At 69.0% G+C, this 13,272-nt stretch carries 7 protein-coding genes; 2 read left to right on the forward strand and 5 right to left on the reverse strand.

Annotated features, from left to right (window positions below):
- Positions 1 to 65 precede the first annotated feature (65 nt).
- Positions 66 to 1,397: a class I SAM-dependent RNA methyltransferase gene (locus tag OHA65_RS28185; RefSeq protein ID WP_405757111.1), complete on the forward strand. Its 1,332-nt coding sequence runs from the start codon at positions 66 to 68 to the stop codon at positions 1,395 to 1,397.
- Between the two features lie 506 nt (positions 1,398 to 1,903).
- On the opposite strand, the gene OHA65_RS28190 is transcribed toward OHA65_RS28185, so the two are convergent.
- From OHA65_RS28190 to OHA65_RS28200, 3 genes are all read right to left on the reverse strand, one after another.
- The gene (locus tag OHA65_RS28190) at positions 1,904 to 7,381 is read right to left on the reverse strand and encodes an Ig-like domain repeat protein (protein ID WP_405762623.1); all 5,478 of its coding nucleotides are present in this window, start codon (positions 7,379 to 7,381) and stop codon (positions 1,904 to 1,906) included.
- A gap of 675 nt (positions 7,382 to 8,056) precedes the next feature.
- The gene (locus OHA65_RS28195) at positions 8,057 to 8,212 is read right to left on the reverse strand and encodes a hypothetical protein (RefSeq protein WP_327278994.1); all 156 of its coding nucleotides are present in this window, start codon (positions 8,210 to 8,212) and stop codon (positions 8,057 to 8,059) included.
- Positions 8,213 to 8,400: 188 nt separating this feature from the next.
- Complete coding sequence (locus OHA65_RS28200) at positions 8,401 to 8,688, reverse strand: hypothetical protein (protein ID WP_327278995.1); 288 nt, start codon at positions 8,686 to 8,688, stop codon at positions 8,401 to 8,403.
- 411 nt (positions 8,689 to 9,099) lie between these two features.
- On the opposite strand from OHA65_RS28200, the gene OHA65_RS28205 reads away from it, so the two are divergent.
- Positions 9,100 to 9,519 (forward strand): TIGR02679 domain-containing protein, encoded by a 420-nt coding sequence (locus tag OHA65_RS28205; RefSeq protein WP_405762625.1) that lies wholly within the window; start codon positions 9,100 to 9,102, stop codon positions 9,517 to 9,519.
- Positions 9,520 to 9,773: 254 nt separating this feature from the next.
- Here the strand turns inward: OHA65_RS28205 and OHA65_RS28210 are convergent, their stop codons facing one another.
- Together OHA65_RS28210 and brxD are read right to left on the reverse strand one after the other, a co-directional pair.
- The gene (locus OHA65_RS28210) at positions 9,774 to 11,879 is read right to left on the reverse strand and encodes a DEAD/DEAH box helicase (protein WP_405762627.1); all 2,106 of its coding nucleotides are present in this window, start codon (positions 11,877 to 11,879) and stop codon (positions 9,774 to 9,776) included.
- Between the two features lie 53 nt (positions 11,880 to 11,932).
- Entirely contained in the window at positions 11,933 to 13,258 is a 1,326-nt protein-coding gene (brxD, locus tag OHA65_RS28215; RefSeq protein ID WP_405762628.1) for a BREX system ATP-binding protein BrxD, read from the reverse strand.
- Between the last annotated feature and the right edge of the window lie 14 nt (positions 13,259 to 13,272).

A 13,272-nucleotide genomic window follows, 5' to 3' on the forward strand; every position in this document is an offset into this window, starting at 1 on the left:
GATCCACGTAAACTGGTGGGTCGGTCGTCCGGCCGTTCCCATTTAAGTTTTGGAGTCTCCCCACCATGACCGAGCAGAACGAGAAGCAGTCACTGGTCGGGGAGGAGTACGAGGTCGAGGTCGGCCCCGTCGCACACGGCGGCCACTGCATCGCCCGGACGTCCGACGGCCGCGTCCTCTTCGTCCGCCACACCCTGCCCGGCGAGAAGATCGTCGCGCGCGTCACGGAGGGCGAGACGGACTCCCGCTTCCTGCGCGCCGACGCGGTCACGGTCCTGGAGGCCTCCAAGGACCGCGTCGAGGCCCCCTGCCCGTACGCCGGCCCCGGCAAGTGCGGCGGCTGCGACTGGCAGCACGCCAAGCCGGGCGCCCAGCGCCGACTCAAGGGCGAGGTCGTCGCCGAGCAGCTGAAGCGGCTCGCCGGACTGACCCCCGAGGAGGCCGGCTGGGACGGCACGGTCATGCCGGCCGAGGGCGACAAGCTCCCGGCGGGCCAGGTCCCGCAGTGGCGCACCCGCGTCCAGTACGCCATCGACGAGACCGGCCGCGCGGGCCTGCGCAAGCACCGCTCGCACGACATCGAGCCGGTCGACCACTGCATGATCGCGGCGCCGGGCGTCAGCGAGCTCGGCATCGAGAAGCAGGACTGGCCCCAGATGGCCACGGTCGAGGCGATCGCCGCGACCGGCTCCCAGGACCGCCAGGTCGTCCTGACCCCGCGCCCGGGCGGCCGCCTTCCGCTGGTCGAGCTCGACAAGCCGGTCTCGGTCCTGCGCGTCGAGGAGAAGGACGGCGGCGTCCACCGCGTCCACGGCCGCCCCTTCGTCCGCGAGCGCGCGGACGGCCGCACCTACCGCGTCGGCATGGGCGGCTTCTGGCAGGTCCACCCGCAGGCCGCCGACACCCTGATCAAGGCCGTCATGCAGGGCCTGATGCCGCGCAAGGGCGAGATGGCCCTCGACCTCTACTGCGGCGTCGGCATCTTCGCCGGAGCCCTCGCCGAACGCCTCGGCGAGACCGGCGCCGTCCTCGGCATCGAGTCCACGAAGCGCGCGGTCGAGGACGCCCGGCACAACCTGGAGGACTTCCCCCGGGTCCGCATCGAGCAGGGCAAGGTCGAGTCGGTCCTCCCGAAGACCGGGATCACCGAGTGCGACCTGGTCGTCCTGGACCCGCCGCGCGCGGGCGCGGGCAAGCAGACGGTCCGCCACATCGCGGGCCTCTCGGCCCGCCGCATCGCGTACGTGGCCTGCGACCCGGCGGCCCTGGCCCGCGACCTGGGCTACTTCAAGGACAACGGCTACCGAGTCCGCACCCTCCGCGTCTTCGACCTCTTCCCGATGACGCACCACGTGGAGTGCGTCGCGATCCTGGAGCCGGTCCGCGACGACGCCTGACTGCGGATCCGCGGTCTGGGCGTCGCTCGACAGGCTTCCGGTCGGCCACTGGGCAGAGACGAATTCCGTGCGTCGAGCGATCTGAACGGCGAATGACGGCGTTGGCCCTGTTCTGGAGTGGTCGGCTGTAATGAGCGTGCAGGGCCCGGCGCTCTGCACCGCCGGCCGAGTGCTGAGCCGTGCGGAGGGGGCGCGGTCACCGCTCCTGTGACCCGGACACAGACGGAACGCGATGAGCGGTGGGCGCGGGACGGATCAACGCGGCCCCTTGCCGTCGCGGTTGGTCAGCCGGACTGGAGGCGGGAGACCGCGACCGTGCGCTGCCGGCGCAGGGCGACCCGCGCAGCAGGCCGGGGCGACGCCGAGTCACTCGTCGGCGCCGCCCCGGTTCATCTGCAAGTACCACGTGTGTCTTCACGGTCGTCGGCTGACCGGGGCGGCGACCCCGCCTCGGTCAGCCGGCTCCGCCCCGGCCCGTGGCTCCCGGAGCGGCGACCGGCGTGCCGTCAGGGAAGGAGCGGGAAGAGGACGGGCGTCAGTGGCGCCGACACGGAGGACGAGGCGTAGCAGCTCGTCCCCGCGAAGGACGCGGTGTAGCTCGTCGCCGTGATCACCGTGCTGGGAACCGTCAGCATCGGCGGGGCCAGTGTCGCCACCCCACTGGCGTTGGTGAGCGCGGTCCCGAGGACGGTGGGCACGGGCAGCGTGTTCGCCTTGAAGGTGACCAGCTGTCCCGCGAGCGGAGCGGCGCTGGAGGTGACCTTGAGCGTGGCGCTCATCGACGGGATGACGAACGTGCCGTTCGTCCGCAGGCGGATCTGCGCCGGGGCAGCCGTCAGCGTCGTGGGAGCCGGGGTCACGGTCAGGTTCGCCGCGGCGGCGGAGGGACTGTGGCAGGGGCCTCCGTTGTAGACGGCCGTGACCGTGCCGCTGGCGCCTGCGGTGGTGGTGACGCATGCCTTGCCGCTCGCGTTGAGCGCCACGGTCTGGCTGAAGCCGCCGGGACCGCTGAAGGTCACCGTCCCAGTGGGGGTGCCGCTGCCCGGCGCGTTGGTCGTGACTGTGGCGCAGAAGGTCACCGGCTGGCCGCAGACCGCGGGGTTGGGGGTGATGGTGAGCGCGGTCGTGGTCTGGGCGTTGTTCACGGTCACGCCCGCTGTGCCCGTCGACGGCGTGAAGCATCCGTTGCCGTTGTAGACGGCCGTGACGGTGCCGCTGGTGAGGCTGCTGGTGGTGACGCATGCCGTGCCGCCGGGGTTCAGTGGCACTGTCGTGTTCAGTCCGGCCCCGGTGAAGGTGATGGTTCCGGTGGGGGTGCCGCTGCCGGGTGCCACTGCGGTGACGGTGGCGCATACGGTTACGGTCTGGCCGCATACCGAGGGGTTGGGGTTCACCGACACGGTGGTGGTGCTGGCTGCCTGGTTGACCGTCACCGGTGCGGTGCCGGTCGATGAGGAGAGGCATCCGTTGCCGTTGTAGACGGCCGTGACGGTGCCGCTGGTGAGGCTGCTGGTGGTGACGCATGCCGTGCCGCCGGGGTTCAGTGGCACTGTCGTGTTCAGTCCGGCCCCGGTGAAGGTGACGGTTCCGGTGGGGGTGCCGCTGCCGGGTGCCACTGCGGTGACGGTGGCGCATACGGTTACGGTCTGGCCGCATACCGAGGGGTTGGGGTTCACCGACACGGTGGTGGTGCTGGCTGCCTGGTTGACCGTCACCGGTGCGGTGCCGGTCGATGAGGAGAGGCATCCGTTGCCGTTGTAGACGGCCGTGACGGTGCCGCTGGTGAGGCTGCTGGTGGTGACGCATGCCGTGCCGCCGGGGTTCAGTGGCACTGTCGTGTTCAGTCCGGCCCCGGTGAAGGTGACGGTTCCGGTGGGGGTGCCGCTGCCGGGTGCCACTGCGGTGACGGTGGCGCACACGGTTACGGTCTGGCCGCATACCGAGGGGTTGGGGTCCACCGACACCGACACCGTGCTGGCTGCCGGGTTGACCGTCACGTCGAAGGTCCCGGTCGAGTCCGCGAAGCAGGAGTCACCGTTGTAGGTGGCCGAGTAGGTGCCGCTGGTGAGGCTGCTGGTGGTCAGGCATGCCGTGCCGCCCGTGTCCAGCGCCAGTGTCACGTTGAGTCCGCCGGGGCCGGTGAAGGTGATGGTTCCGGTGGGGGTGCCGCTGCCGGGTGCCACTGCGGTGACGGTGGCGCACACGGTTACGGTCTGGCCGCATACCGAGGGGTTGGGGTCGACCGTTACCGACACCGTGCTGGCTGCCTGGTTGACGGTCACCGGTGCGGTGCCGGTCGACGAGGAGAGGCATCCGTTGCCGTTGTAGACGGCTGTGACCGTGCCGGTTTCCAGCGTGGTCGTGGTGACGCATGCTGTGCCGTCGGGGTTCAGTGGCACTGTCGTGTTCAGTCCGGCCCCGGTGAAGGTGATGGTTCCGGTGGGGGTGCCGCTGCCGGGTGCCACTGCGGTGACGGTGGCGCACACGGTTACGGTCTGGCCGCATACCGAGGGGTTGGGGTCGACCGTTACCGACACCGTGCTGGCTGCCTGGTTGACGGTCACCGGTGCGGTGCCGGTCGACGAGGAGAGGCATCCGTTGCCGTTGTAGACGGCTGTGACCGTGCCGGTTTCCAGCGTGGTCGTGGTGACGCATGCTGTGCCGTCGGGGTTCAGTGGCACCGTGGTGTTCAGTCCGGCCCCGGTGAAGGTGATGGTTCCGGTGGGGGTGCCGCTGCCGGGTGCCATTGCGGTGACCGTGGCGCATACGGTTACGGTCTGGCCGCATACCGAGGGGTTGGGGTTCACCGACACGGTGGTGGTGCTGGCTGCCGGGTTGACCGTCACGTCGAAGGTCCCGGTCGAGCCGGTGAAACACGTGTCCCCGCCGTAGGTGACGGTGACGGTGCCGGTTTCCAGCGTGGTGGTGGTGACGCATGCTGTGCCGTCGGGGTTCAGTGGCACCGTCTCGTTGAGTCCGCCGGGGCCGGTGAAGGTGATGGTTCCGGTGGGGGTGCCGCTGCCGGGTGCCACCGCGGTGACCGTGGCGCACACGGTCACGGACTCGCCGCATACCGACGGGTTGGGGTCCACCGTCACCGACACCGTGCTGGCTGCCGGGTTGACCGTCACGTCGAAGGTCCCGGTCGAGTCCGCGAAGCAGGAGTCACCGTTGTAGGTGGCCGAGTAGGTGCCGCTGGTGAGGCTGCTGGTGGTCAGGCATGCCGTGCCGCCCGTGTCCAGCGCCAGTGTCACGTTGAGTCCGCCGGGGCCGGTGAAGGTGACGGTTCCGGTGGGGGTGCCGCTGCCGGGTGCCACGGCGGCGACCGTGGCGCACACCGTTACGGTCTGGCCGCATACCGACGGGTTGGGGTCCACCGACACCGACACCGTGCTGGCTGCCGGGTTGACCGTCGCGTCGAAGGCCCCGGTCGAGCCGGTGAAACACGTGTCCCCGCTGTAGACGGCCGTGACCGTGCCGGTTTCCAGCGTGGTCGTGGTGACGCATGCTGTGCCGTCGGGGTTCAGTGGCACGGTTTCGTTGAGTCCGCCGGGGCCGGTGAAGGTGATGGTTCCGGTGGGGGTGCCGCTGCCGGGTGCCACTGCGGTGACGGTGGCGCATACGGTTACGGTCTGGCCGCATACCGACGGGTTGGGGTCCACCGACACCGACACCGTGCTCGACGCCTGGTTGACCGTCACGTCCAGTGAGCCTGTCGACGGCAGGAAGCAGGTATCGCCCGTATAGGTGACGGTGACCGTGCCGGTTTCCAGGGTGGTGGTGACGCATGCTGTGCCGTCGGGGTTCAGTGGCACCGTCTCGTTGAGTCCGCCGGCCCCGGTGAAGGTGACGGTTCCGGTGGGGGTGCCGCTGCCGGGTGCCACCGCGGTGACCGTGGCGCACACGGTTACGGTCTGGCCGCATACCGAGGGGTTGGGGTCCACAGACACCGACACCGCACTGGTCGCCGAATTGACCGCCACATCCGCGGTGCCGGTCGACGGCGTGAAGCATCCGTCGCCGTTGTAGACGGCTGTGACGGTGCCGGTTTCCAGCGTGGTCGTGGTGACGCATGCTGTGCCGTCGGGGTTCAGTGGCACCGTCTCGTTGAGTCCGCCGGCCCCGGTGAAGGTGACGGTTCCGGTGGGGGTGCCGCTGCCGGGTGCCACCGCGGTGACCGTGGCGCACACGGTTACGGTCTGGCCGCATACCGAGGGGTTGGGGTCCACCGACACGGTGGTGGTGCTGGCTGCCTGGTCGACCGTCACCGGTGCGGTGCCGGTCGATGAGGAGAGGCATCCGTTGCCGTTGTAGACGGTCGTGACGGTGCCGGTTTCCAGCGTGGTCGTGGTGATGCACGCCGTGCCGCCCGTGTTCAGTGGCACGGTTTCGTTGAGTCCGCCGGGGCCGGTGAAGGTGATGGTTCCGGTGGGGGTGCCGCTGCCGGGTGCCACGGCGGTGACCGTGGCGCACACCGTTACGGTCTGGCCGCATACCGACGGGTTGGGGTCCACAGACACCGACACCGTGCTGGCTGCCGGGTTGACCGTCGCGTCGAAGGTCCCGGTCGAGCCGGTGAAACACGTGTCCCCGCCGTAGGTGACGGTGACGGTGCCGGTTTCCAGCACGGTGGTGGTGACGCATGCTGTGCCGTCGGGGTTCAGGGGCACCGTCTCGTTGAGTCCGCCGGGGCCGGTGAAGGTGATGGTTCCGGTGGGGGTGCCGCTGCCGGGTGCCATTGCGGTGACGGTGGCGCATACGGTTACGGTCTGGCCGCATACCGACGGGTTGGGGTCCACCGTCACCGACACCGTGCTGGCTGCCGGGTTGACCGTCACGTCGAAGGTCCCGGTCGAGCCGGTGAAACACGTGTCCCCGCCGTAGGTGACGGTGACGGTGACGGTTTCCAGCACGGTGGTGGTGACGCATGCTGTGCCGTCGGGGTTCAGGGGCACCGTCTCGTTGAGTCCGCCGGGGCCGGTGAAGGTGATGGTTCCGGTGGGGGTGCCGCTGCCGGGTGCCACCGCGGTGACCGTGGCGCACACGGTCACGGACTCGCCGCATACCGAGGGGTTGGGGTCCACCGTCACCGACACCGTGCTGGCTGCCGGGTTGACCGTCACGTCGAAGGTCCCGGTCGCGCTTGCATAGCACTCGTCGCCGCCGTAGGTGACGGTGACCGTGCCGGTTTCCAGCACGGTGGTGGTGACGCACGCCATGCCGCCCGCGTCCAGCGACACCGTCTCGTTGAGCCCGCCGGGACCGGCGAAGGTCACCGAGCCCGACGGGTTGCCGACGCCCGACGAGACCGACGCCACGGTGACACAGAGCGTCACCGTCTCACCGCACACCGACGGGTTGGGGTCCGCCGAGACGTCGACCGAGACGGGCGCGTGGTTGACGACGTGGAGCGTCAGGGGGGAGTTCGACCCGTCGAAGTCCGCGTCGCCGGTGTAGAAGGCGGCTGCCTGGTGGAAGCCGACGTCCAGGTTGCTGATGCTGACCTGTGCCTGCCCGTTCACGTCCACGGGGGCGGACAGCACCGGACCGTCGTCGCTGACGATGAAGGACACCAGCCCGGTGGGGGTTCCCGCGCCCGGCGGAATGGGGGTCACCTGGGCGGTGAAGGTCACCGTCTCGCCGCAGACCGAGGGTTCGGGGTCGAAGGACAGCGTGGTGGTGGTGTTCGCGAGGGTGACTTCCTGGGTGTCCGCTCCCGTGGACGGGTCGTACTCTGCGTCGCCCGAGTAGTCGGCCTCCACCCCGTGGAGACCGACCTCCAGATCGCTGGTCGTGTACTGTGCCTGGCCGCTCGTGTCGAGCGGCACCGTCGTTACGGACACGCCGTCGACGACGAATTCGACGCTGCCGGTCGGGGTGGGGCCGCCGGCGAGTTCCGGCTGGACGGTGGCGGTGAAGGTGACCGCCTGGCCGAAGACGGATGGATCCGGTGCAGAGGTCACGGTGGTGATCGAACTGGCCATGGTATGGCTCCCTTTCGGATGACCCACGAAAGCAGACGATTTCCTTCACCCGTATGGCGGAGCGTGGAACGCACGCGGAAAACCTGGTGCGGCGTTCTGGAAGGAGCCCTTAGTCCACGCGGAGTCGGGGCGCATCACCTGCTGATATCAGCAGTAGGCATTCCGGGTGGGGTCTTGGGCTAGACGGGTGAAGGGAATACCACTCGTTCGGCTCAGCGCGCCCAGGCGTGCGAGAGGAGCTAAACCCGAATCGCGCGGCGCCTTGGCGCACTCTTCCAAGAGGAAAAGACTCCCTTTTCCGCCGTCTTCCAGGGTGTTCTCAACCGGGCGTGCCGGGCGTACTCGCGCTCCTGAGACAGTCTGGTGGAATCACGGCCGAAAGGAAAGGATTCAGCACCGAGATGAACTGCGATATTCCTTCGCGGTATCCGGAATTTTCGGGGGTGTCACGGCCCGCCGCAGCCCCTCGGCGCACCGGCTGTCGGGTACGTCGAGGGGCTGTCGGTGGGCGCGTCACCTTCCGGCGTCCGCCGGAGTGGGGGCAGGATGCCCACCGGAGCCTGCGCCGTGTCACCTGCGCGGTGGTGCGGTGCGGCGGATGGCCGGTAGATGCCCGCGATGCCGTGCGGGTGCGCGTCCACGGGAGCCGGCCGCTTCCTCGTGCCGACAGGGACCCTACGGGCGGACCGCCGTGATGGAACCGCCCCCACCCGCCCTCCTGTTGGCCGCGTCGGCCTCCTGTCGCGTGGGGTAGTCGCGCGTGACCCCGTTGGGGAGGACCAGCCGGTAGACGAGCGTGGACCGCCCGGCGCGTCCGCAGTTGCATGCCATGGTCTTCCTCCTTCTGTTCGGCCGCTCCGGCGGCCGGTCAAGGGGGAGGGTCCGGGGAACTCCGAGGCAGGACGAGTCCCCGGCCCGTTCCCTGTGCCTTTTATCCCCGGGCATCGCACGGTGACACTCACCGCCATATAGTCATATTATCTCTGGCGCTGATAAAGAAGATTCTCCTGACATGACTGTCAGTCAAGCCAGTTGGCTGCCAGGCCGGTGAGATAGGAAAGGGTGAGCGTCATGGCGCCCATCTGGAACCACGTTTCCCCTCCGACCCAGTGGGCGAGCGTGGTGACGGCGGCCGCAACCCAGATACTGGCGCACCATCCACAGGTGATCAGATATGCCGGGTGGGAGTCTTCGCCGAAACGGTTGGCGACCCGGGAGCGAAACCCCGCAGCGAGGGCGTCCTTGGTGATGAATCGCGTGACGCGACAGACTGTGCCGAGCGACAGGAGGAAGATCAGCGCACTCATGGAATTCATCGTAGGGTTTCCACTTCCCGTTCCTCTCGCGTTTCCTCGAATACGCCGGGAGGGTCGGAGCGGCGGGGAATGCCGGGAACGCCGGGGAATGCCGGGGTGCCCCGCGGGGCCGGCGGTGCCCGCGGGGTCGGCGGTGCCTGTGGAACGGGGCCCTGGGCCCGACGCCGTTCCGTCGGCGCGGGCTCGTCGGCGTTCACCCGGCACCTACGGAGCCCGGCGCGGGCGCGCCGCACTTGTGTTCTGCACGGTGAGGTGGGCGAAGGGGCTGTACCGTCCGGTCGAGGCTCCGGGGCGCTGGCGCTGGCGGTGACGGTCAACGCCGCCCATTGTCCCCCAGCGGACAGGCACGCAGACGGGGGCGAGAGCTCTTGGCTGACTTACACCTGTCCTCGCAACCGCCCCATGCTTACTGGCCACTTCCTCTGCGACCAGGAGGACGCGTCTCAGCCTGCTTTCGCGGCCCGTGTCCTCGGCAGCGCCCACGTCCTCGACGACGGCACCCCGCAGGCCAACGTCACCCTGGCCGGCATCCGAGCGCTGACCGGTTTCCCCGACGGCACGGGCGCCGAATGGCGCCAGACGGCCCCGGTCGCCTTCGAGCAAGAGCCACTGCGTGCGCATCCAGCGCTTGACGCGGAGCGTGGAGGCTTCTACTACCCGGACAGCGACCGGAATCTCCAGAAAGAGATGAACCGCATGGCAAGCTTGGATCGCTATGCGGAGCTGAACCGAGGCGTCGGTACCAAGCAGCGGCTGACCTCAGCCCCAGCTGGATCAAGCCATGCCACCCGCGCTCCTTACTGCCGCACACGTCGGAAATGATCCACGGCATGTACTTCTCCAGGCGCCAGTTCGAATCTGTTCACGCGGCTTGTCGAGACAGGGCAGATCGGAACGACTGGGGCGAGCACCCACCTGGTCCGTCAGCAGGTCATTCGTAGTTTCCGGGGCGAGCGCAGTCCCGTGCTGGCTGTTCTGAGTGGCGACGAACCGCCCAGGCTCGGCGCAACGCCCAGCGTCGTGGGGAACGTTAAAGCCCACCTGCCCATGTCGGTGCGGCTCTGGCGGGATGGGGGTCATAGAGCGAAGAACCGTACCGGTTCTGCCAGGGCCGCGCGTGCCCCGTCGAAGTCGGCAAGCCTGGCTGCGACGGTGGCCGTCGCAAGCCGGGACGGCAGAGCGGCGGAAAACTTCAATCCGTGAACGGCTCGCTGGTCGACATCCGGTAGCACCAGCGTAGAACCGGGTCCTGCAGTCTTTCGGGCGGCGCGCCACATGTCCGGTGTCAGGTCCTCGCGCAGTCGGAGGTAGCAGTCGGTCGGCCTCTGCACCGGGTCGGCGATCGCCGACAGCGTCGCTGCCAGTGTGGCGTTGACGCGATAGCCGGCCCAGGTCCACCAACGGACGTCGTCGCCCTGTCGTGCCACGAGTGACCCACCGGGGTGGACCACGTAAGGTGCCTCTTCCTCACGCCACTCTCGCAAGCAGGCCTCCGCTCTCCCGGTGCGAGAGACGAGCGGGTCGGCGCCGAGCAGGACCTCGCGCATCGCTCGCGTGAGAGCGTAGGACAAGCCGGTGAGCATGCCGCTTGACCACTTGGCGACGCCTCCGCCGTCTACGGGCTCCACGAAGGCCCGCTTGCGACCCCAGTCGATGAATGTCACCTGCCAGCTGCGACCGGCGAGCAGCAGGCGGCGCGGTCCAGGTCGTTCCTCGGTCAGCACGGTGGGATCCATCTGTCCGATCTCTGTGCGCCCGGACAGAACGGTGAACTGCGGGGGAGCGGTGAACGAGGCGGTCAGCTCGATGAAATGACGCCGCCCGAAACGACGTTCTGCCTCGGGGCCGATGTACATCAGACCGCCATCGGAGTCCAGGAATCCCTCGTCCAGGAGGTGACGAAGGATGGGAGCAGCCGAACGGTCGAAGGGCGCCAGCCCGTTCCACTGATCAGGCCACAACTGATCGCCCAGCTTGTGCTGCTGCAGTGTCGCGGCGAGGAGTTGCTGCGCGACGAGATGCCGTGGCTCGGGCGGCGCGACGACCGGTTCGACCCAGCCACGGGCCCAGAGCAGGAGCAGACCCGCTGCCTGCAGCAGGGCTTCCTTCCGCGTGGCCAGGAACAGACAGTTGCGGGTGGACCCGGCCCTGCGTCCGGTACGGCCGACGCGCTGGAGGAAGGACGCGACCGTGCCGGGGCAGTCGATCTGGATGACCCGGTCCAGGTCACCGACGTCGATGCCCAGTTCCAGGGTTGACGTGGAGACGATGACGCAGTCGCGTGCCTCGGCGAACGCCTGTTCCGACCTGGCTCGCTCGTCTGCCGAGAGTGAGGCGTGCGACAGGAACACCGTGACCTCACGTGCACGCAGCGCCGCGCCGAGCTCCTCCACCTGGCGCCTGGAATCGCAGAACACCAGACGCTTCTCGCCTTTGTGTAGCGCCGCGATGACCTTTGAGGCGTTGGCGAGGGACCCTACGTAGTCGAGTTCGATGTCTCCGGGTGGTGGGGTGCTGATCTCCGTTGATCCCGGCTGACCAGCAGAGCCTGGATGCGCCTGGGGGAGTTCGGGCGCGATGACCTGACCGGGGCGCCGTCCCGCCCCTGAGCCTTGCAGCCAGGTGAGGAGCTGCTGGGGATTTCCGACGGTTGCCGAGAGTCCGATCCGCTGGATCGGACGTCCTGTCACCCGTTCGAGACGCTCCAGCACTGCCAGCAGGTGCCAGCCCCGATCGTCGCTGGCGAAGGCGTGTACCTCGTCCACGATGACCGCCTTGATGCCGCCCAATAGGTGGGCGTGGTCCGTCTTCACACCGATCAGCATCGCTTCGAGCGATTCCGGCGTGGTGAGGAGGATGTCGGGCCGATCGGCGCGGATGCGCCGGCGCTGCGATTCCCTGGTATCCCCGTGCCAGAGGGAAGCGGCGCGCCCGAGCCACTGGGCGTATGCGTCCACGCGGTTGACGAGGTTGTTGAGCAGCGCTTTGAGCGGGCAGAGGTACAGGACCGAAGTGCCCGTCCAGCCGTGGGCCGACATGGCTGAGAGGACCGGCAGACAGGCGGCCTCGGTCTTTCCCCCGGCCGTTGGAGCGAGGAGGATCGCGTCCTCCCCGTCCATCAGGGGATTGATCGCTGCCCGTTGCAGTGGACGCAGGTCCGGCCAGCCGAGCGTGTTCACCACGTGATGAAGGATGACGGGGTCGAGTCGGTCGACGGGGTCCCCGGCGGGGCCCGTCACAGTTCCAGGTCGATGTCTGCCGCGGACGGGGTTCCGGCCAGGTTCCGCTCCACGTCGGTCAGTTCCTCGTTCGTCACCGTGAGTCGGTAGTGCCGACGAGGGTCGAAGTCCTCGAACTGGTCGATACGGTCCAGGACGTCACCGACGAGCTTCTTGAGGAAGAGCCGGGGTGCAACTCCGGTCTTCCCTCCGAGTGCCCCGCCCACGGCCCGAGCGAGGTCGGCGATGTACGCGTCATCGGCCAGGGCTCCGATCCGGTCGGGGGCGGTGGCGCCGGCCGCGTACAGGTCGCGGATGTTCACCCCGAGGTCGGTCAGTGAGTCATGGGTGAAGCCGCTCAGCCGTACCTGGACGGCCCGCGGGTTGTCGAAGCGCGGGTCTGTCGTGAAATCCGTGGCGAGGCGCTGAGCCAGCGGAGCGAGCCGCTGCACGCCCTGCTGGCCGTCGTAGAAGGCGGGCGTTCCCGTGATGACCAGGTAGAGGCCGGGAAACCGTCCCGAATGGACCTCGTCGATGAGCTGGCGCAGCGCGTTGAGTGCCTTGTCCCGGGCGTCTGACCGTACCCGCTGGAGGGTTTCCACCTCGTCCAGCACGACGAACAGTCCCCGGTGCCCGGAATCCCGCAGGACGGTCAGTAGGCCCTGAAGGAAGCCCAGGGCCCCGAAGTGGTCAAGATCCCCGCGAACGCCGGCGGACCGGCGGGCGGCCGATGCCACGTGGGGCTGCCCACCGAGCCAGGCGAGGACGGCCGCCGCGGTCGCCTCGTCGCCCTCGGCGAGCGCGGCCCGGTATCCGCGCAGTGCCGTGGCGAACGACGGAGCATGTCGGGACACCTCGCTCAGCCGCGAGGCGAGCAGCCGCTCGACCTCGCCGCTCAGCTCGTCCTCGCTGGCCCCGGCAGCCAAGGCGTCCTCTTCCAGCGCGTAGAACCAGGCGTCCACCACCGGCCGGAGCGCGCTGGGCGGGAAGCTCGTGGTGGCCAACCGCTCGGTGAGACGCCGGTATACGGTCTCCAACTTGTGCAGCGGGGTCTCGGTCTCAGAGATCTGGATCTCCGCCACGGCGAAGTTTCGCTGCTTGGCGCGCTCACCGAGCCAGCGGGTGAAGAAGGTCTTGCCGGATCCGTACTCCCCCCGGACGGCCTTGAACACCGAGGCGCCGGAGGCGACCGCGTCGAGTTCGGCGTCGAGCGCCGACTCGAAGCGGTCCAGCCCGGTGGCGAGGAGGTCCAGTCCGTTCTCGGGGACGGCGCCGCGCCGCAGTGCGTCGATGGCGGTGCGCCGCCGGGCGGCGGAGACGGCGGAGGTGCGAGGAACGGTCACCACCCCATTCTCCC

The sequence above is a fragment of the Streptomyces sp. NBC_00045 genome (genome assembly GCF_045041095.1).
In the GTDB taxonomy this organism is placed as follows: domain Bacteria; phylum Actinomycetota; class Actinomycetes; order Streptomycetales; family Streptomycetaceae; genus Streptomyces.